Genomic DNA, 20,560 nt, shown 5'->3' on the forward strand with positions numbered 1-20,560 from the left:
TAAACGGCAAAATTAAGAAAAAACAAAAATCAGTTGAAAATTTTATTATTACATTAAGTTTAACTCTACTTTTTTACCTTTTTTTAGGCAAGAAGCTATTCCTGCTATCCACTCATACTCCTCGCACCAAGCTATCCCAGCCACTTAACCCTCCAACTCTTCCACCTATGCTCCGGGGTAACCGCTTCTATCAGGGCTAAAACAGTCATTGCGAGCAAAGCGAAGCAATCTCAGATCTGGTAAGAGTACTTTTTGTTCCTCTTTTAATAGTATTATCTTTTAATAAACTGATGGGCTTTTTCATCAAGTTTTAAAAAATAGACACCCGCAGGAATCCCCTGCACCGAAATATTTGTCTTATTTCTGAACGGATCTTTCTCCGAATAGATCACTTTTCCGGAAAGATCTATGATCTGAGCCATTTTTACTTTTTCCTTTTCTCCATTTACATACAGATGATCAGAAACAGGGTTCGGATAAATCGTAAACTCATTGTTTTCAGCAATCAATTTTGCAGTAGACAATGTTTCGCCCAGGTTCTGGCAGTAATTGGACGGATAAGAATCCCATTCACCTATACTAAATGTATCAGTGGGCTGATTGACGCTACTCTTTCTGTACAAAGATACATTTCCGTTATTATTGAGGGTATATTTTACCCCGATAGCATCCACAGTTACGGTCTTATTATAAGCAAGCTCTACATAATTTTCTCCTGCAAACATCAAAGGATCAGAAGCCGTTACAAATTTCGCCTGATTACTGGTAAAACATGACAAAGTACCTTTTGGATTCAAAATCACAAACGTTTCATTGTTTCCTACTTTGCCCTCTAACTCATAAGTATCTCCATTATAGATCGCTCCGGAAGTATTGTTTTTAAACTGAATATTGATTCTGTAATTATTTAAATTAACTTCATGTCCCGTTTTATTAACAATTTCCAGTGCATTATTCTTAATGAATTCCGTATTCGTTCCCGAAATATATTTTGTAATCATAAGATCCGGAGCATACGAATCAGAAGCAATCGTTGAAGTGGTAATTGTATTACTGAACGGGGATTCCAGATAGGCTTTATCAAAAGCTTTCACTGTAAACGTATAAGTTGTTGAAGGATTCAGATGGTCAATGCTTATAGAAGTTCCCTTTGTAACAGCAACAGGTGTTGTGGATCCGTTCATATAAATCCTGTATCCTAAAACATCAGCATCAGGTGCAGCAGTCCAGTTTAAATTAACAAAATAAGCATTCTGCTGTGTTGAAACCAGCGTTCCCGGAGCTGTAGGGGCAATACTATCAGGCGTTTCAGACCAGATCATATCAATCCACTCAGGATGATCGATAAATGGGTTTCTGTTTTTTTGTATTGTATAGATGGCATTATTTCTGTCGATTTCCCTTTGTGAAACCGGATCTGCCGTACTCCACTGTTTCAGCATGGCAATATAAGCAAGATCAACCGCTCTTTCTTCAGTTCCATCCAGCGGACATTGGTCTGTAGCAGGAGTAAGATTCACTGATGTGGTATAAGCCGTATTGAATGAGCCTAACTTCCCTTCATATCGTACCGCAAAATATAACAAACTCCTGGCGATATCACCTTTGAATTCATTAATAGGTTCATAAACTCTTCCTATATAAGGATAATTCGGAATGGCCGCATTGGAGATCCTTGAAGTATTGCTGAAGATATAATGATTCGTGTTGTTTCCTATTCCATAAGGATAATTGCTCCTTCGTTGGTTGATAAATCCGTCAACAGGAATAATAAAGTTAAGATCCGAATACATAGGATAATCACTGATTGAGGAACTTGTACTGAAGGTACTTTGCGGCATCATATGTTCCCTGTTGTATCCCTGACCTTCCATACCCACTCCTGCTACCATCTGATCCACTGTATATTCATAAGCATCCGGTCCCAAAGGAATTTCGGAATAGATATCCAGCAGATATTGAGTATTCGATGCATCGTGATCATAATATTTATCAAGATCAGTCTGCCCATATAACACTTTAAGATCGTTATAATGCCAGTTGACCATTTTTTCTGAAATAATATCGTGGAGTTTTGATTTCAGGGCATACCCCGTAAGCCCAGCTGTTCCATTATAATATCCCGCAGGAGCCTGAGCAGAAATATAAGAGGAAATCAAAATAATAGGAAGTAGAATTTTTTTCATACCTTAAAAATTGGAACCTAAAATAGTGAAATAAAAAACGTAAAAGACTGTATATTTTATTAAGAAAGTATTAATTTTCAAAATATAAAAATTTGAAAATTAAATGTATTAGCGCTTACTGTTGTCAATAAAATAATTTTTCTTTAGCATTCCATCAATTTGGTTATCTTTGGGAACTAACTATTATTATATGAATACAGAGACTATTGACAACATCAAAATGATAGCGGAAACGGCTAGAGAATTTGCAGAAAAGAACATTAGACCGAACATTATGGAATGGGATGAAAGCCAAACATTTCCAAAAGACTTATTCCACCAATTGGGTGAGATGGGTTTTATGGGAATTGTAGTACCTGAACAATATGGGGGTTCTGGCTTAGGTTATCATGAGTATGTTACTATTCTGGATGAAATTTCTCAGGTTGACCCATCTATTGGTCTTTCTGTAGCAGCACACAACTCACTTTGCACCAACCATATTTATGAATTTGGAAATGAAGAACAAAGACACAGATGGCTTCCTCAGCTGGCATCCGGAAAAGTAATCGGAGCCTGGGGACTTACAGAACACAATACAGGTTCTGATTCAGGAGGAATGTCTACTACCGCTGTAAGAGATGGTGATGAGTGGATTATCAACGGAGCTAAAAACTTTATTACTCATGCTATTTCTGGAGACATTGCCGTAGTGATGACAAGAACAGGAGAAATAGGTGCTAAGAACAACTCTACAGCCTTTGTTTTAGAAAAAGGAATGCCTGGATTTACTTCCGGAAAAAAAGAGAATAAATTAGGAATGCGTGCTTCTGAAACAGCAGAATTAATTTTTGATAATGTACGTGTACCGGATTCTCACCGTTTAGGAGAGGTAGGTGAAGGTTTCAAGCAGGCAATGAAAGTATTGGATGGTGGTAGAATTTCTATCGCAGCCCTAAGCTTAGGTACTGCAAGAGGAGCTTACAAAGCGGCTTTAAAATATGCAAAAGAAAGACATCAGTTTGGAAAACCTATTGCAGATTTCCAGGCAATCAACTTTATGCTAGCAGATATGGCTACAGAAATTGATGCTGCTGAACTTCTTATCCAAAGAGCTTCTACTCTTAAAAATGCAAAACAAAAAATGACAAAAGAAGGAGCTATGGCAAAACTATATGCTTCTGAGGCTTGTGTAAGAATCTCGAACAATGCTGTTCAGATCTTCGGAGGATACGGTTATACAAAAGATTTCCCAGCTGAAAAGTTCTATAGAGACTCTAAGCTTTGTACAATCGGTGAAGGTACTTCTGAAATCCAGAGACTGGTTATTGGAAGAGATATTACAAAATAAATCTTTAAATCCCAATACAAATGATTAAACAGGCACTTTTAGGTGAGTTTCTGCACGAAGCTGAAAACACCAGAAAAATTTTACAGGCAATCCCTGACAGCGCATTAGACTGGAAACCCTCAGAAAAAAACTGGACAACCGGTCAGCTGGCTTCACACATTGCCGAAGTATACAATTGGTACGAATCCACTTTCAATCAGGATACTTTTGATATGGGAGCGTACAAGTATGATAAAGGAGATATTTCCAAAGCGGAAAATATCCTCGCGAAATTTGAAGAAAATGTTGCCTACGCACAGAAAGTTCTGGAAAACTCGGATGAAAATACTTATTTTAATGAGTGGAAAATGGAAATGAACGGAAATGTACTTTTCCCGCCATCTCCAAGAATCCAGGTGGTAAGAGGCTTTCTTTATAATCATTTGTACCATCACAGAGGTGAACTGGTGGTTTATTTAAGATCTACCGGGAACAAAGTCCCTGGACTTTACGGTCCTACTGCTGATGATAAAATGTAAGTAAGGATTATATAAATATACAAAGCTGTTTCAATATGAAACAGCTTTTTTATAGTCAGGATGCAGAGCATTTAACAACAGTTGCCAAAATTCAACTTACTAATATTATTTATATATAATTAAATAATTAGTAATTTTTATTGTCTCATTTTAATAAATTACTAAAAAAATACCTCTATTTTATTTTTTTGAAATTAAATTTCATTTCTTCACTTTTACTTTTCTTTTATTAATAAGCTTTTTCAATTATACTTAATGTATTGCATAACATTTTAAGGCGATATTCCAAATTTCTCTTAAAAAATTTTGTTTTTGATAATATATTTTTCATTAGCTTTGATATTCCACAATCAAATTTAATATTTAATATGAAAAAACAATTAACGCTGATTGGAATGCTCCTTATTTCGGGTATTTCTTTCGCACAGACTGACCGTCTTTGGTCTGAAGGTTCCAGAAAAACTTCATCAGAGATCTTTGAAAACAAAACCAGCATCAGCAATCCTAAGGTATACAATCTGGATATCAACGGATTGAAAAACATGCTGGCAAAAGCTCCCAAAAGACTGGCTGCAGGCGAAAAATCAGAACTCATTATTTCTTTTCCGAATTCTGAAGGCAGAATGGAAAGTTTCAAAGTGAGGGAGAATTCCAATTTTGCCCCTGAATTGGCAGCAAAATATCCGGATATCAAATCCTATGTAGGACAAGGTCTGGATGATCCTAATTCCACAGTCTATTTCAGTGTTTCTCCACTAGGACTGTCATCTATGGAAATTTACGGAGATAAATCTGCAGTATTCATCGAACCTTACACTAAAGATCTTTCTTCTTATGTAGTGTACAGAAAGTCCGACAAAAAAGATGATCTTAATAAGTTTGAATGTACAGTCGTTGACGCTGCTCAAAAAGGAGTTTCCAACTCTGCTCTTGCGGCAAGACCTAACGCTGACGATGCTAAACTAAGAACATTCAGACTGGCATTATCTTGTACCGGAGAATACACCACTTATTTTGGAGGTACAAAAGCTCAGGCTTTAGCTGCAATGAATACCACAATGACCCGTGTAAATGGTGTTTTTGAAAAAGATTTCGCAGCAAGAATGGTTTTAATCGCCAACAATGACGCTGTTATCTACACCAATGCTTCTACAGACCCTTATTCTGCAGCTTCAGGAATGAGCAGCTGGAATTCTCAGCTACAAAGCACTTTAACTTCGGTAATTGGTGAAGCCAATTATGACATCGGACACTTGTTCGGAGCTTCCGGAGGTGGTGGAAATGCAGGATGTATTGGCTGTATCTGTACAAACGGATCTAAAGGAAGCGGTTATACTTCTCCGGCAGATGCTATTCCTTCAGGAGATAATTTTGATATCGACTATGTGGCTCACGAAATGGGACATCAGTTTGGTGGAAACCATACTTTCTCTATGAGCAATGAAGGAACAGGCGTAAATATGGAACCGGGATCTGGATCAACAATTATGGGATATGCCGGAATTACCAGCCAGGATATCCAACCTCATTCTGATGCCTTTTTCCATGCGGTAAGCATTCAGCAGATCACTAATAATATTAAAGCTAAAACCTGCTCTGTTAACACCAATACAGGAAATTCAATTCCTACAGCCAGCGCAGGCTTAGATTATACCATTCCAAAAGGAACTCCATTCGTTCTTACAGGAACAGGAACGGATGCCGACGGAGATTCTTTAACCTACATCTGGGAACAAATGGACAATGCTTCTTCTTCTCAGACAGGAGCAAGCTCAGCGGCCAGTGCTACAAAAACTTCAGGCCCTAACTTCAGATCATGGACTCCTACCACTGCACCTGTAAGATATTTCCCAAGAATGGCTTCTGTTTTAACAGGTGCAACCACTACTGCAGGTTCTGAAATTACCGTAGAAGCTCTTTCTTCTGTTGCCAGAACATTAAATTTCAGATTTACTGTTCGTGACAATAAAGCAGGAGGTTCAGGAAACAATTCTGACGATGCGGTAATCACAGTTAATGGAACTGCAGGACCATTCAATATCACTTCACAAAATTCAGCAACGACTTACGCTGGAGGAAGTTCTCAAACTATTACATGGAACGTAGCAGGAACTACAGCAAACGGAGTGAATGCAGCCAATGTAGATATCCTTTGGTCAACAGACAGCGGAAATACCTGGACTACCCTGTTAGCAGGAACTCCAAATGATGGTTCACAAGCTGTGACAATTCCTAATTCTACTACAACTACAGGAAGAATTATGGTAAAAGGATCAAATCACATTTTCTTTGATGTCAACAATGCCAACATCTCTGTAAATGCAGGTTCCGGAACTCCTGACACGGTTGCTCCTACAGCTCCTACCCTTGCTGCTTCAGGAACTACTGCTACTACAACCAATCTTTCATGGTCAGGTGCTACAGACAATGTAGCGGTAACCGGATATGATGTATACCAAGGTGCTTCCTTAATCGGTTCTACAGCTTCTGCTACCTATACTGTAACAGGGCTTACTCCGTCAACAACTTATTCTTTCTCTGTTAAAGCAAAAGATGCTGCAGGAAATGCTTCTGTTTCCAGCAATACTGTAAGTGTTACTACTCTTTCCGGTGGAACCGTTACCTATTGTTCTTCTTCGGCTTCCAACACTGCTGATGAAAGAATTGGAAACGTAACATTTGGATCAATTAACAATACATCTACAGGAACTGCAGGGTATGAAAACTTCACTTCAGTTTCTACAAATGTTACAAGAGGAAGTGCTTATACGATTTCCATTACTCCGGTTTGGACTTCTACAAAGTATAGCGAAGCATATGCTGTTTATATTGATTACAACGGCGATGGAGACTTTACAGACAGCGGAGAATTAGCTTGGACAAAAGCAGGTTCTACAACCAGCCCGGTTACAGGATCTATTACCATCCCGGCTACTGCTACAGTTGGATCTACAAGAATGAGAGTCATGATGAAGTATAGCTCAATCCCTACTTCTTCATGTGAAGCATTCACTTATGGACAGGTTGAAGACTATACTCTTAATATTGTTTCTTCAGGAAAAGGAGATCTTCAGAATACAAAAGACCTGATTACAGATGTGAAATTGTATCCAAACCCTGTAAGAGATATCCTTTATATTTCAAATACAACTTCAGAAGACTACAGAATCTTCGATATGGGTGGAAAACTAATTGACTCAGGAAAACTTCAAAGAGGATCCGTGAATGTCAGCAACCTTATCAAAGGGGCTTATATGATTCAAATCGGAGAATCAGCTAAGAGATTCATTAAAAATTAGCAACTAATAGACTTTTAAAATTAAACGATGTGAAAAACTGTTCTGTATAGAACAGTTTTTCTTTTTTATTGAATTTTATAAAATATTTTTAACACCCCCTTCTGTTTAAGGGAATACTGACAAAAAGTATACAGATATAATATATTTTTAGGCATTTTTTTTACTATTTTTGATAAAAATACATTTGCGTGAAAAAACAATTATTGATGATAGCGATGCTCGCATTGTCGGGTATTACATTCGCACAGACAGATCGTTTATGGACCTCGCGTTCCTCAAAAGTATCTTTACCGATTTTAGAAAGCATGTCACGTTTTGAAAATCCCCAGCTTTATCATCTGAATATAAGCGGATTAAAAAATGCATTGGCTAAAGCCCCAAAAAGATCAACACAAAAATCTGAAACAATTATCTCTTTTCCCAATTCAGCTGGGAAAATGGAAAATTTCAAGGTAGCAGAAAATTCTAATTTTGAACCTGAGCTGGCTGCTAAATATCCAGATATCAAATCTTATATAGGTGTAGGTGTGGAAGATCCTGCATCAAAGGTTTATTTCAGCATTTCTTCGCTGGGACTTTCTTCTATGGAAGTATATGGTGACAAGTCCTCTGTTTTTATTCAACCTTATACCAAAGATCTTTCAACTTATATCATTTATAGAAAGTCAGATAGTAAAGACAATCTGAATAAACTTGAATGTAAAGTTTTAGAGGGAGCTCAAAAAGGAAATCTCAAGGCCGTATCAAATAAAAATGCAGATGATGCCATATTAAGAACTTTCAGGCTTGCTCTTTCTTGCACAGGAGAATATACCTCTTATTTTGGGGGAACAAAAGCTCAGGCTTTAGCAGCTATGAACAATACAATGACCCGCGTAAATGGTATTTTTGAAAACGATTTTTCAGCAAGAATGGTTCTTATTGCCAATAATGACGATATCATTTATACAAATGCATCCACAGATCCCTACTCTCCATCTTCACAAATGAAGAATTGGAATTTGGAGCTCATGAAGAATTTAAACACTTCTATCGGAAATAATAATTTTGATATTGGTCACCTTTTCGGAAGAGATGGAGGCGGTGGCAATGCAGGTTGTATCGGATGTATTTGTGATAATGATATGTCCACTTATCAGGATCAGGGGATAACCTATCCCAGCAGCTACAAAGGAAGTGGATACACCTCTCCGGCAAACGGCAATCCTTCAGGAGATACTTTTGACATTGATTTTGTAGCTCATGAAATGGGACATCAGTTCGGAGGAAACCACACATGGTCATACGAACCACAATCTGGATTAAAACCCGTAGAACCAGGTTCAGGATCTACCATCATGGGATACGCTGGGGTCACTAATTATGATGTTCAGAAAAATTCAGATCCGTTTTTTCACGCTTTAAGTATTGAACAGATTACCGATAATATCAAAACAAAAACCTGTTCTGTAAATACCAATACAGGAAACTCAATTCCTACAGCAAATGCAGGGCTTGATTATATTATTCCTAAAAGCACGCCTTTTATGCTTACCGGATCCGGAACTGATGCAGACGGAGATCCGCTCACCTATATCTGGGAACAAATGGATAAAGGAACTTCTTCTGAAACAGGAGCTAATTCTGCAGCAAAAGAAACAAAAATTGCAGGCCCTATATTCAGATCATGGACTCCTTCAAGTTCTCCTGTAAGATATTTTCCAATAATGTCTTCTATTTTAGCAGGTGCTCTTAAGACAACAGGAACGGAAATAGATGTTGAAGCTCTTCCCGCTGTTGCCAGAACTTTAAATTTCAGACTCACTGTTCGCGATAACAAAGCCGGAGGTGGTGGAAATAATTCGGATGACACTAAGATCACTGTTAATTCAGCAGCAGGGCCATTTGCCATAACCTCGCAAAACACAGCAGTTTCCTACGTAAAAGGGAGCTCGCAAACAGTAACATGGGATGTAGCAGGAACTACAGCCAATGGAGTGAATACAGCCAATGTAGATATTCTATGGTCAACAGATAATGGAATTACGTGGACAACATTATTGACAGCAACCCCTAATGACGGGTCAGAAGCCATTACAATCCCTGATACTTTAACCAATTCTGGTAGAATAATGATCAAAGGAAACAATCATATTTTCTTTGATATCAATAATGCCAATATTTCTGTAAAAACTTCTGACGACAAATCAACAGATGCAAATTCATCATCTACAGAAATCAAAATGTATCCTAATCCCGTAAAGGATATTCTTACTCTTACCAATACAAGCAATGAAGAATATAAAATCTATGACATGTCCGGAAGACTTGTCAGCGCAGGAAATCTTGAAAGTGGAACAGTAAATGTCAATAAACTAACCAATGGAACCTATGTAATCCAGGTCGGAGGATTTGCAAAACAATTCATTAAAAAGTAACAAAAATATATTTCAATCAGAAAGCTGCTCATTCGGGTAGCTTTTTTTATTTGATAAAATGAAAATATAAATTCAAATACGTTTATTATTTAATTAAATTTTACAATAATGTTTTATTTAAAACAAAATAACTAATATTTAAGTTTTTTAATTTAAATTTATCACATAGCAATATTTCATTGTGCCGTTTACCCAGATTGTATTTAAGGGAGCTACAAGCCGTTTTTTGACGTCTGATGCAGTTGCTTCTTTTGACTCTATTTTGATATAAATTGGTATTTCCAGCAATTTATAGCCAGAAAAGTATATTATTAAATTAAATTCCGGCACTCAAAAATTCTGTTATTGACTGGAAAAATAGTAATACTACCATATCAGTATTTCCATTTAAGATTTCTGTAAAAATAATGTTTCAAAAAGGTACTCCCTCTAATACCTCAATAATTTTAAAATAATTTAAAATTTTTTATATGAAACATTTATTTAAGTACATTTTTTTTTTAGCAATCACTTCTTTCTCGGTTGCCTGTAGTTCGGACAATGATGACGTAATAGATATCAATCCTGACGTTACTTCTGTCTTCTACAAAAACGCTGATGAACTGGCGGTAACATATGACCCCAATAATTCGGTAAGTCAGGCAATCAGAAATCAGGCATATGATCTTTACAAAAGAGGCAAATGGAGTGAACTGGAATCTCTTTTTAAAGCAAATAATTTAAATGGCAGCTGGCCGCCTGCAAACGGAGGGTATAATATCGTGGATGATGTTGCTTTACAGGTTGGGCAAAAGTTTGACAGATACAGCGGCGCTGTAGGCAGCTACAACGGTACCGGGGTTCCTACATTAGGAGGAAGTTTCACAAGCCCAATTATCAATGGATATACCTATACATTTACTCAAAGAGCGTTAAATCAGCCTGAAGACAAATACGATTTCTATTATGAAATTGATGTTTTGAATAACTCCATGCAGTTTAAAACCCAGACCGCAGACATCATTCCTTGGTTCGGCCAGGCAGGAAAAGGAAAACAAACCATGTGGAAAATCCCTGTTGATATCAATACAGGATACCAGAAAACATGGAATAAGCTGGCAGAAGAAGGTTATATCAAAGTTACCATTAAGAAAAGCCCTAGCGGAAAATATCCTAACTTAGTAGGCACAGTTATTCAGCCATAAATCTACCCAGATGTATTCAATATCAGAAAAAATAAACATTACCGAAAAAGCTGCTGTTGAAAAAAGCAGCTTTATCAATGATGAAGCTCTTCCATCAGCCATAATAACTTTCAGCTGCGGCCATTGCCGCCACAAAAATACAGTTGAAATCGTTCCCTATGAATCAGGATTTCCTATCTTTCAAGTATATAATGAAAATAAAGTACTTTCAAGAGAAGAATTATTAAAACACGGAATAGTAAACAAAACCTCTCAGAGAATGCTTCACTTTGGAGAATTGACCGTCAATGACCAACCAACATTATATTTTGGCACAGACTGTACTTCCTGTCATTCAAAATACATCTGTGTATTCAGCTTTGGAGAGAAACAGCCGGGATTGATGATATTAAATATATCCGGCGTTTGGAAATATGAATAACTGAAATCATTTCTACCCATACAATAAAAGTCTACAGCCTGAAAGTTGTAGACTTTTTCTTAATTTAGCGAACAAACTAATTTAACCCGTGAAGCACATCTAAAAATGAAAAAAATAACACTGTTTCTTTTTACCCTATACTTTGGCTCAGCATTTTCACAAAAAACATTAGCTCAATATCCGGACGGCCAGTTTCCATACCAAGGAGGTTCCATCCAATTATTTTCAGACATGCAGAACTATTTCCTGAAAAGCGGCTCAAAACCATGTGATCAAAATGAGATGTATTTTGTAAGCCTAAAGATTGATGAGAATGGTAAGCCTGCTTTAGTAAAGAAAAAGAGCGATGATCCTATTATAGAAAAGAACAAATGCGCTTTTACTCTTGTTGTCAAATCTTTAGGAAGCTTAAAAAACTGGCAGCCTGCAGAACAAAATGGACAGAAAGTTGCCGCTTATTTCGATTTTATGTTTCAACCCAAAGATTTTTTTGAAAATTACAAACCCGATTACGATATTGTTAAATCATATCAGTCTGCTGCCATGCCCGGAGGGATGAAAGCATTTAGAAAAGATGTTCTTGAAAGCTTAAATAATTATTTGGATTGGGAAACTTACAACCCAAAAGGAACATTTCTTATATCCTTTTCAATAGATGAAAATGGAGACATCACCAATGTAGATCTTGAGCCCAAAGTAGAAAACAATAAAATTCTTCTTGAGGATGTAAAATTTGCTCTGAAAAAAATAAAAGGGAAATGGAGTCCAGCAAAAAAGAATGGAACACCAGTAAAATCATGGTTTAGAATGCCTATTAACTTTAATTCGCAGGAATAAAATAAAAACAATAGACAGCCTGCGCTTTTGAGTCTCATATTTTACTCGTGTACATTTCACATTTTACAAATCCTTTTCTATCTTTGTGGAAAATAAAAAAATTCATGGATAAAATTGATAGTCTGAACCAAGTAGCAGAATTCCATACTACTTTCAAAGCCCCTATTTTAGATACCCCACAAATTCCTTCTCCGGAAAGATGCAATCTTAGAGTGGAGCTTTTACAGGAAGAATTGAACGAACTGAAACAAGCCATTGCAGATAATAATATTGTAGAAATTGCAGATGCATTGTGTGATCTTCAGTATGTTTTGAGTGGAGCTGTACTGGAATTCGGACTTGGCAACAAATTTGTAGAGCTATTCAACGAAGTTCAGCGCTCCAATATGTCGAAAGCATGTGACAATGAAGAACAGGCAAAGGAAACTGTTGAATTTTACAAAGAGAAAGAAGTAGAATCTTTTTATGAAAAGTCCGGAGAAAAATTCAATGTTTACAGACAGGCAGATCATAAAGTATTAAAAAACAAATACTACTCTCCTGCTGATTTAAAATCAATTATTGAAAAATAACATATGAAAAAATTTATTACCAATATTATTGCCTTTTCAAGTTTATTTTTAGCTGCACAACAGGTTAATGCTCAAAAAGTAGTAGTAAACCGTGAAGTTGAAACTCAGAAAGATGGCAAAATGCTTTTAGGAAACCAACTGAAAGAGCAGTTTTTAAAAGCTCCTTATGCAGATTGGTATGTAAAAGAACATGATGAGTATGTTCTTGACCAAAAAGCCGTCAGTGAATTAAAAAAAGAGAAAATCGGGACTTATGATATTATTGTATTCATGGGAACCTGGTGTGAAGACAGCCACAGAGATTTTCCAAGACTGATGAAAATATTGGAAGCCGTAAGCTATCCGGAAAATAAATTGAATATCATAGCAGTAAACCGTAAGAAAGAATCTCCAACCGGAGATGAAAGTCTTTACAATCTTCAAAAAGTTCCTACCATTATCCTGAAAAGATATGGAAAAGAAGTGGGAAGAATTATAGAAATGCCTACTACAGGATATATCGAGAGGGATTTAGTTGAAATTCTTAAAAAGAATGATTCGTCTGTCATCAAAGAAATTTTTAAATAGATTTTGAGAAATTATAGAACAATATTATCCTTTGCAGCCGGTGCCGGTGCCATGTTTCTTCTGTTTTTTGGACTGAAGTCCTGCCTGAACCTTGGAAATAAAACTGAAAAGTCTGATTATTATATCCTGACCAATCAGATTTCCAAGATGAATAAAATGGTGGTGATGGAGCAGAATACTTCCAGCATGCAGAAAACCAAGATGGGCTATGAAGTATTCGGGAAGGAAGTCTCCAGCAACAGCATTATAACTTATACAAAGACCAATGCACAGGTTTCTTATGACCTTAACAAAATGAAGATCGAAGTAGATTCTATCAATAAAAAATTGATTATCACCGAGCTTCCTGATGCCGACATAAGAATTACGCCAAGCGTTGAAATTCAGTCTTTGGATGATTCTTTTATTAACAGAATTTCAGAAAAAGATATTAAAAATGTTACCCAGAAAGCTAAAGAAACAGCCGAAAAATCAATTGATCAGAATCAGCTGAGAAGTGAAGGCCGTAAACAGCTGATAGAAAATCTTAATAATATCTTTGTTTTAGCTAAGGCTTTAAATTATGAAATAGAAGATAAAACAGGAAAAATTGGTATTTTAGGACTTTAAGGTAAAATATTTCCGTTTGGCAAACCCTTTGAATGATACCATCATATTGTTGAAATTTAAAATTCAAAGTCATGAATACAAAAGGAAACACCAAAAAGAATGAATCTGCCAATACCGCAGAAACCCAAAAGCAAAACCAGGATTTCCCCAATATTCCTGCGGCATCAAAAAAGACCAATCCGCCTGATATTGATAAAGAAGATGTTCAAAAGTCTTCAAAAAATAAATCAGGAAAAACGGATAATACCAAAAAATAAGAATAATATCCCTTACAGGTTTAAAAAATTGAAAAGTTCCGTCTCATATGAGGCGGAACTTTTCTTTCTAACTATCTAACTGAACTTTTTGTTTTTATACAATGGTAGATTTTCCGATCTTGATATTTTCAAAATTGTAATATGATTTCTCGGAATATCTGATATGGTCTGCAATAAAACTTCCCACTTCACTCGTTGAATAATATTGTTTGGTATTAAGATCAATGGTAACATACTTGTTTTCAATAGCATGTTCTACAGATTGTCTCAACTTATCTGCTGCTGCCTGTAAATTCAGATGGTCCAGCATCATGGCTACACTTAAAATAGAAGCAATAGGATTCGCTATTCCTTTCCCTTTGGCCTGCGGGTAAGATCCATGGATAGGCTCAAATAAAGCATTCTTCTCTCCTACTGAAGCAGATGGCAGCAGTCCGATAGAACCGCCAATCACACTGGCTTCATCAGAAATAATATCGCCAAACATATTTTCGGTCAAAATAACATCAAAATGTTTAGGATTAAGAATCAGCTGCATGGCTGCATTATCTACAAACATATAATCAAGCTGTACATCCGGATATTCAGGGGCAATTTCCTGACATGTTTTTCTCCACAATCTTGAAGTATCCAGAACATTAGCTTTATCAATAAGGGTAAGCTTTTTCTTTCTTTTCTGAGCTTCCTGAAATGCCATATGAGTGATAGGAATAATATCTTCACGGCTGTATTTGCAGACATCATAAGCATACGCTCCTTCCGGGTCTGTAAATTTTTCACCAAAATAAATTCCACTTACCAGTTCTCTGAAAATCTGGATATCAGCTCCTTCGATAATTTCTCTTTTAAGCGGACTTTTATCAATTAATGATGCATACGTTTTCAAAGGACGGATATTAGCAAACAACCCCAATTCTTTACGTAGTTTCAATAATCCTTGTTCCGGTCTCACTTTTGCTTCCGGATTGTTATCAAAAACAGGATCCCCGATAGCTCCGAAAAGTACTGCATCAGATTCCTTACATATTTTCAACGTCTCCTCAGGTAAAGGATTTCCTGTCTTAAAAATAGCTTCTGCCCCGATCAATCCATAGTCAAAATGGAATTTACATTGAAAAGCTTCCGCAATAACATCTAATATTTTAATGCTTTCACTGATAATTTCCGGGCCAATCCCATCTCCGGGAAGAACTGCGATTTTAAAATAATTGTTACTCATTTGCTTTTTGTGTTTTTAATTCAAATTCTGTGATGGTTTGTTTTCTGCTGATTAGAAAATCAATATCGTCATAGCCGTTTAACAGGCATATTTTTTTGTAAGAATCAATTTCGAAAGTTTCAGTGGTATCTTTAAAGCTTACAGACTGCAATTCCACATCAATGGCAATTTCATTGTCTGGATTTTCATTGATTCCTTCCAGGATTTCTTTTAAAAATTCTTCGGAAACCTTTACAGGAAGAAGGCCATTATTTAAGGCATTCCCTTTAAAAATATCCGCAAAATAGCTGGAAATAATTACTTTGAAACCATAATCAGTTAATGACCATGCTGCATGTTCACGACTGCTTCCACATCCGAAATTGTTTCCTGCCACCAAAATTTCTCCACTGAATTTAGGATTATTCAAAACAAAATCAGGATTTGGTTCTCCTGTATGAATATTGAACCTCCAGTCTCTGAACAGATTTTCTCCGAAACCTTTTCTGTCTATACTTTTTAGGAATCTAGCCGGAATAATCTGGTCTGTATCTATATTTTCTGCCGGCAACGGAACTGCGCGGGATTTTAAAACAACTAATTTTTGCATGTATTCTACATTGTTAGACTTTGAACCACAAAAGTTTTTTCACTTCAGTTTACTTAAGAAAGGATAAAAAGAACCCATATAAGAAATTCGCATTACAACCTTTTGTGTCTTTGTGGCTTAAACATAATTTAAAATTACTTTTAGTTTACACTTTCAAAAGCTGAAATTTTACCTTCTATGGCTGCTTTTGCTGCAGTAAGCGGACTGGCAAGAATCGTTCTCGCACCTTGTCCCTGCCTGCCTTCAAAGTTTCTGTTGGAAGTGGAAACACAATATTCCCCTTCCGGAATTTTATCATCATTCATCGCCAGACATGCTGAACATCCCGGCTGACGAATCTGAAACCCTGCCTCATTGAATATTTTATCCAATCCTTCTTCATAAATCTGTTTAACAACCTGCTGAGATCCGGGAACAATCAGAGCTTTTACAGCCTCAGATTTGCTTTTTCCTTTGATATATTGAGCCGCAGAACGGAAATCCTCTATTCTCGCATTGGTACAGCTTCCTATGAAAACATAATTAACCTTGATGCTGTTCACAGCCTGTCCGGCTTCCAGCCCCATATATTTCAAAGCTTTCTCTTCCGATTCGTTTTGAGGAGCCGGAATCACTTCACGGATTGAAATTCCCATTCCCGGGTTGGTTCCATAAGTAATCATTGGATAGATATCTGAAGCATCAAAGCTAAGTTCCTCATCAAATGCAGCTCCTTCATCTGTTTTCAGAGTGCTCCAATAGGCTACTTTTTCATTCCAGTCTTCTCCTTTGGGAGCAAATTTTCTCCCTTTTACATATTCAAAAGTAGTTTCATCAGGCGCAATCATTCCGCCTCTGGCACCCATTTCAATACTCATATTGCAAACAGTCATTCTTCCTTCCATCGACATTTCTTCGAACACATTCCCTGCATATTCACAGAAATATCCTGTTCCGCCATCGGTTCCTATTTTTGAAATGATATAAAGAATAACATCTTTAGGCTGAACATTTTCATTCAGTGTACCATTAACGGTTATTCTCATGGATTTTGGCTTGTTAAGCAACAAACACTGGCTTGCAAATACCTGAGCAACCTGACTTGTTCCGATTCCAAAAGCAATAGATCCAAATGCTCCATGGGTAGAGGTATGGCTGTCTCCGCAGACAATACTCATTCCCGGCTGGGTAATCCCTAATTCCGGAGCGATGATATGAACAATTCCCTGGTATTGATGTCCCAATCCGAAAAGTTCAATATTGTTTTTATTACAGTTTTCTGTAAGCTGCTCTACCTGATTTCTTGAAAGTTCATCTTTAATAGGCTGTTCCTGATGCAATGTAGGTACATTGTGATCCGCAGTGGCTACAATCTGTTCCGGTCTGAAAATTTCCAGATTTCTGGATTCAAGTTCTGCAAAAGCCTGAGGGCTGGTTACCTCATGAATAAGATGTTTGTCTATATAAATGATCTGAGGCCCGTCCGGAATGGTTTCTACCACGTGAGCGTCCCATACTTTATCAAAAAGTGTCTTTTTACTGTTGTTCATTTTACTTTTATCTTGATTTAAATCAAACCTATCCTATTTTTCTGCTGAAAGAATCCATCATCATGCTCAGATCATCATTTCCTATTTCCTTTTTAAGATCTGCAATTTTTAAAAACTCCTGATACAGATAATCCAATTCATTTTTGGTAACCTCATATCCGATATGTTTGAAACGGTAAGCCAAGGCTGAACGGCCGCTTCTGGCAGTAAGAATAATTGAAGAAGCATTTACTCCTACTTCTGCAGGATCAATGATTTCATAAGTTTCTCTGTTTTTAATTACACCATCCTGATGAATTCCTGAGCTGTGGGCAAAGGCATTGGCTCCTACAATAGCTTTGTTTGGCTGTACAGACATTCCCATCAGATCAGACACCATTGTACTCATTTCATTCAGCATTCTGGAATTCACATCGGTATGAAGATGCAAATCTTTATGCTGCTTTAAAATCATAACCACTTCTTCCAAAGCCGTATTACCTGCTCTTTCTCCCAGTCCATTGATCGTACATTCAATCTGGCGGGCTCCGTTAATCGCTCCTGCAATGGAATTGGCAGTAGCCAGCCCAAGGTCATTATGACAGTGACAAGAAAGTACTGCTTTTTCAATCCCTTTTACATTTTCTCTCAGGTATTTTATTTTCTGACCATATTCTTCAGGCAGACAATACCCTGTTGTATCAGGAATATTTAAGACGGTTGCTCCTGCTTTGATAACGGCCTCGCAAACCTGCGCCAGATATTCATTGTCTGTTCTTCCGGCATCTTCCGCATAAAATTCTACATCTTCCACATACGTTTTGGCATATCTTACCGCTTCGGCAGCTCTTTCAATAATATCCTCTCTTGTTGAGTTGAATTTGTATTTAATGTGAGAATCAGAAGTACCGATCCCGGTATGTATTCTTGGTCGCTTTGCAAACTTCAGTGCCTCTGCCGCTGTATCAATATCCTTTTTATTCGCTCTCGTCAGTCCGCAAACCTTAGCATTTCTTACCAGTTTTGAAATTTCTGAAACAGATTCAAAATCTCCAGGACTGGAAATTGGAAATCCTGCTTCAATGATATCAATTCCCAATTCATCAAGCCTTTCAGCAATAATCAGCTTTTGTTCCGTATTCAGTTTGCACCCCGGAACCTGCTCCCCATCTCTCAGTGTCGTATCAAAAATTTCAATTTTTTCGGAATTCATAAGTGAAGTTTTTTACTTAATTTTGGCTCAAAACTACAGCTTGCAATATTTTTTCATTTTCACTTTTTCTGAAAATTACAATATTCAATAGCTGAAAAAATAGCCGTATTTATTTGTTAATCAATAATTTAATTTCTAAAAATATACAATGGCAGAATTGCAGAAAGATTTTTTGTTTGTATTGGTAAAGTCATTGACCACCTCTGAAAAAAGACAGTTTAAGCTCTACGTAAACCGTCTCGGAATTAATGTAGATGCCAAATTTCTTTTATTATTTTCTGAGATGGATAAAATGAAGGAATACGATGAAAGTGTGATTATTGAGAAGAAAATTTCCACAAAACAGCAGCTTTCCAACCTTAAAGCCCATCTTTATAAACAAATCCTGGTGAGTCTCCGCATGAACCCGAGTCATCAGAACTACAGAATCCAGCTTCGGGAGCAATTAGATTTTGCCAATATCCTTTATCAGAAAGGACTTTACAAACAGGCTTTAAAAATATTAGACAAAACCAAACAATCCGCACTGGAACTGGATGAAAAAAGTATTGCTTCTGAAATTATTGACCTTGAAAAAGTAATTGAATCACAATTTATTACACGAAGTATTGAAGGCCGTGCCGAAGAATTAATCAAACAGTCTCAGGAGATTAGTAAACAAAACCGCTATACTACAAAACTATCTAATCTTTCGCTGAAATTATACAGTGAAATGCTGACTCACGGTTATGTAAAAAATGATGCAGACCGGCAGGAAGTGATGGATGTTTTTAATGCCCAGATTAAAAATATAAACCCTGAGAAACTGAATTTCACAGAAAAACTATGGTATTACAAAGCCCATGTCTGGAAAAACCAACTTTTACAGGATTACAAATACACACTGAAATATGCCTATCAATGGGTAGATCTTTTTCATAAAAAGCCAGAGATGATCTACAGTCATCCTGTCTGGTATATTAAAGGAAATACTTATCTGCTGAAGATTCTTTTCCTGTATGGAAATATTGATATTCTGGAAGAACATTTTGAGAATTTTAATACAATGGTACATGCAGAGAATTTTGTACAGAATGAAAACCTTCAATCTCTTATTTTCCTTACCCATTATAATACGCTGATGAATATTCACTTTGTAAAAGGGGAATTTTTTACCGGAACAAAGCTTATTCCTGAGGTAGAATTAAAAATGGAAAAACTCAGAGAAAGGATTGATGAGCACCATTTCATGATTCTCTATCTGAAAATGGCCGCTATGTTCTTCGGCAGTAAAATGTTTGACAAATCGATTGAATATTCCATGAGGGTTATAGAATCTAAGGGAAATGTACAGGAAGATCTATTATTTCATACCCGGATTCTGATTTTAATGGCCAAATATGAGTCGGGAAATGATGAAGACTATGATGAATTTATTGCTTCTACTTTAAAGTTTGCCAAGAAAATGAAAAAACCGGAAGTGTTCCATTTTGAAAGCATTCAGTTTTTTAAGAACCTTAATAATCAGGTGCCGGATCAAAGACAGAAAGCATTTGAAAGCTTTGATAAAAAGCTGGAAGAGTTTTCCAATAATGAATATTACCGTCGTTCGTTATTCTATATTGATATCCATGGATGGATTAAATCTAAAGTACAAAATGTTGACGTGATTGAGATTATCAAGCAGAAAGTAAAGTACAAAAGAAAACATTAAATAAAAACACGTAATATACTATATTATAATATTTTAAAATGCTTTATTTAATCTAAAATAAAACGTATAAAAAACATTTTTTATCTTATCATTAGGTATTAACAGGTCACTCCTCCGGAGCTCTAATTTTAAAACCAAATA

The 20,560-nt window shown here is 36.4% G+C and carries 17 protein-coding genes; 12 read left to right on the forward strand and 5 right to left on the reverse strand.

The features are described from left to right. Window positions 1-272: 272 nt before the first annotated feature. Window positions 273-2,186 (reverse strand): endonuclease, encoded by a 1,914-nt coding sequence (locus ODR02_RS07905; RefSeq protein WP_309512064.1) that lies wholly within the window; start codon window positions 2,184-2,186, stop codon window positions 273-275. Window positions 2,187-2,376: 190 nt separating this feature from the next. Between ODR02_RS07905 and ODR02_RS07910 the strand changes: the two genes are divergently transcribed. The 11 genes from ODR02_RS07910 (at window position 2,377) to ODR02_RS07960 (ending at window position 14,197) form a co-directional block, all read left to right on the forward strand. Further along, complete coding sequence (locus tag ODR02_RS07910; protein WP_209784499.1) at window positions 2,377-3,516, forward strand: acyl-CoA dehydrogenase family protein; 1,140 nt, start codon at window positions 2,377-2,379, stop codon at window positions 3,514-3,516. A gap of 20 nt (window positions 3,517-3,536) precedes the next feature. Beyond that, the gene (locus tag ODR02_RS07915) at window positions 3,537-4,034 is read left to right on the forward strand and encodes a DinB family protein (RefSeq protein WP_309512065.1); all 498 of its coding nucleotides are present in this window, start codon (window positions 3,537-3,539) and stop codon (window positions 4,032-4,034) included. A 368-nt stretch (window positions 4,035-4,402) separates the two neighbouring features. After that, the gene (locus tag ODR02_RS07920; protein WP_309512066.1) at window positions 4,403-7,333 is read left to right on the forward strand and encodes a reprolysin-like metallopeptidase; all 2,931 of its coding nucleotides are present in this window, start codon (window positions 4,403-4,405) and stop codon (window positions 7,331-7,333) included. Between the two features lie 188 nt (window positions 7,334-7,521). Continuing rightward, on the forward strand, window positions 7,522-9,750 hold the full coding sequence (locus ODR02_RS07925; protein WP_309512067.1) for a zinc-dependent metalloprotease: 2,229 nt from the start codon (window positions 7,522-7,524) through the stop codon (window positions 9,748-9,750). Window positions 9,751-10,220: 470 nt separating this feature from the next. Next, entirely contained in the window at window positions 10,221-10,934 is a 714-nt protein-coding gene (locus ODR02_RS07930; protein WP_209784503.1) for a glycohydrolase toxin TNT-related protein, read from the forward strand. Window positions 10,935-10,944: 10 nt separating this feature from the next. Further along, the gene (locus ODR02_RS07935) at window positions 10,945-11,355 is read left to right on the forward strand and encodes a hypothetical protein (RefSeq protein ID WP_309512068.1); all 411 of its coding nucleotides are present in this window, start codon (window positions 10,945-10,947) and stop codon (window positions 11,353-11,355) included. A 105-nt stretch (window positions 11,356-11,460) separates the two neighbouring features. Further along, window positions 11,461-12,192, forward strand: a complete 732-nt coding sequence (locus ODR02_RS07940; RefSeq protein ID WP_079241613.1) for an energy transducer TonB — start codon at window positions 11,461-11,463, stop codon at window positions 12,190-12,192. A 104-nt stretch (window positions 12,193-12,296) separates the two neighbouring features. Continuing rightward, window positions 12,297-12,764, forward strand: a complete 468-nt coding sequence (locus ODR02_RS07945; RefSeq protein WP_034694493.1) for a nucleoside triphosphate pyrophosphohydrolase family protein — start codon at window positions 12,297-12,299, stop codon at window positions 12,762-12,764. Window positions 12,765-12,767: 3 nt separating this feature from the next. Then, window positions 12,768-13,331 (forward strand): TlpA family protein disulfide reductase, encoded by a 564-nt coding sequence (locus ODR02_RS07950; RefSeq protein ID WP_209784505.1) that lies wholly within the window; start codon window positions 12,768-12,770, stop codon window positions 13,329-13,331. A gap of 3 nt (window positions 13,332-13,334) precedes the next feature. Next, window positions 13,335-13,940, forward strand: a complete 606-nt coding sequence (locus tag ODR02_RS07955; RefSeq protein ID WP_209784506.1) for a DUF4230 domain-containing protein — start codon at window positions 13,335-13,337, stop codon at window positions 13,938-13,940. Window positions 13,941-14,011: 71 nt separating this feature from the next. Further along, complete coding sequence (locus tag ODR02_RS07960) at window positions 14,012-14,197, forward strand: hypothetical protein (protein WP_209784507.1); 186 nt, start codon at window positions 14,012-14,014, stop codon at window positions 14,195-14,197. A 94-nt stretch (window positions 14,198-14,291) separates the two neighbouring features. Here the strand turns inward: ODR02_RS07960 and leuB are convergent, their stop codons facing one another. The 4 genes from leuB to ODR02_RS07980 form a co-directional block, all read right to left on the reverse strand. Continuing rightward, on the reverse strand, window positions 14,292-15,416 hold the full coding sequence (gene leuB / locus ODR02_RS07965; protein ID WP_209784508.1) for a 3-isopropylmalate dehydrogenase: 1,125 nt from the start codon (window positions 15,414-15,416) through the stop codon (window positions 14,292-14,294). Next, window positions 15,409-16,005 carry a 3-isopropylmalate dehydratase small subunit gene (gene leuD, locus ODR02_RS07970; RefSeq protein ID WP_209784509.1) on the reverse strand — a complete coding sequence of 199 codons (597 nt, stop codon included), beginning with the start codon at window positions 16,003-16,005 and terminating at the stop codon, window positions 15,409-15,411. The genes leuB and leuD overlap by 8 nt, the downstream gene beginning before the upstream one ends. 140 nt (window positions 16,006-16,145) lie before the next feature. Beyond that, a complete protein-coding gene (leuC, locus tag ODR02_RS07975; protein ID WP_209784510.1) occupies window positions 16,146-17,534 on the reverse strand; it encodes a 3-isopropylmalate dehydratase large subunit in 1,389 nt (462 codons plus the stop codon). A gap of 28 nt (window positions 17,535-17,562) precedes the next feature. After that, window positions 17,563-18,726 carry a 2-isopropylmalate synthase gene (locus ODR02_RS07980; RefSeq protein WP_209784511.1) on the reverse strand — a complete coding sequence of 388 codons (1,164 nt, stop codon included), beginning with the start codon at window positions 18,724-18,726 and terminating at the stop codon, window positions 17,563-17,565. Window positions 18,727-18,874: 148 nt separating this feature from the next. Between ODR02_RS07980 and ODR02_RS07985 the strand changes: the two genes are divergently transcribed. Continuing rightward, a complete protein-coding gene (locus tag ODR02_RS07985) occupies window positions 18,875-20,419 on the forward strand; it encodes a hypothetical protein (protein WP_309512069.1) in 1,545 nt (514 codons plus the stop codon). Window positions 20,420-20,560: the final 141 nt, after the last annotated feature.

Source organism: Chryseobacterium sp. CFS2 (assembly GCF_036543225.1).
Taxonomy (GTDB): domain Bacteria; phylum Bacteroidota; class Bacteroidia; order Flavobacteriales; family Weeksellaceae; genus Chryseobacterium; species Chryseobacterium culicis_A.

What these genes read in the sequence shown, in the direction of transcription:
- ODR02_RS07905 (WP_309512064.1), bottom strand. Translation starts at nt 2,186, where the DNA reads ATGAAAAAAATTCTACTTCCTATTATTTTGATTTCCTCTTATATTTCT.
- ODR02_RS07910 (WP_209784499.1), top strand. Translation starts at nt 2,377, where the DNA reads ATGAATACAGAGACTATTGACAACATCAAAATGATAGCGGAAACGGCT.
- ODR02_RS07915 (WP_309512065.1), top strand. Translation starts at nt 3,537, where the DNA reads ATGATTAAACAGGCACTTTTAGGTGAGTTTCTGCACGAAGCTGAAAAC.
- ODR02_RS07920 (WP_309512066.1), top strand. Translation starts at nt 4,403, where the DNA reads ATGAAAAAACAATTAACGCTGATTGGAATGCTCCTTATTTCGGGTATT.
- ODR02_RS07930 (WP_209784503.1), top strand. Translation starts at nt 10,221, where the DNA reads ATGAAACATTTATTTAAGTACATTTTTTTTTTAGCAATCACTTCTTTC.
- ODR02_RS07935 (WP_309512068.1), top strand. Translation starts at nt 10,945, where the DNA reads ATGTATTCAATATCAGAAAAAATAAACATTACCGAAAAAGCTGCTGTT.
- ODR02_RS07940 (WP_079241613.1), top strand. Translation starts at nt 11,461, where the DNA reads ATGAAAAAAATAACACTGTTTCTTTTTACCCTATACTTTGGCTCAGCA.
- ODR02_RS07945 (WP_034694493.1), top strand. Translation starts at nt 12,297, where the DNA reads ATGGATAAAATTGATAGTCTGAACCAAGTAGCAGAATTCCATACTACT.
- ODR02_RS07950 (WP_209784505.1), top strand. Translation starts at nt 12,768, where the DNA reads ATGAAAAAATTTATTACCAATATTATTGCCTTTTCAAGTTTATTTTTA.
- ODR02_RS07960 (WP_209784507.1), top strand. Translation starts at nt 14,012, where the DNA reads ATGAATACAAAAGGAAACACCAAAAAGAATGAATCTGCCAATACCGCA.
- leuB (WP_209784508.1), bottom strand. Translation starts at nt 15,416, where the DNA reads ATGAGTAACAATTATTTTAAAATCGCAGTTCTTCCCGGAGATGGGATT.
- leuD (WP_209784509.1), bottom strand. Translation starts at nt 16,005, where the DNA reads ATGCAAAAATTAGTTGTTTTAAAATCCCGCGCAGTTCCGTTGCCGGCA.
- leuC (WP_209784510.1), bottom strand. Translation starts at nt 17,534, where the DNA reads ATGAACAACAGTAAAAAGACACTTTTTGATAAAGTATGGGACGCTCAC.
- ODR02_RS07980 (WP_209784511.1), bottom strand. Translation starts at nt 18,726, where the DNA reads ATGAATTCCGAAAAAATTGAAATTTTTGATACGACACTGAGAGATGGG.
- ODR02_RS07985 (WP_309512069.1), top strand. Translation starts at nt 18,875, where the DNA reads ATGGCAGAATTGCAGAAAGATTTTTTGTTTGTATTGGTAAAGTCATTG.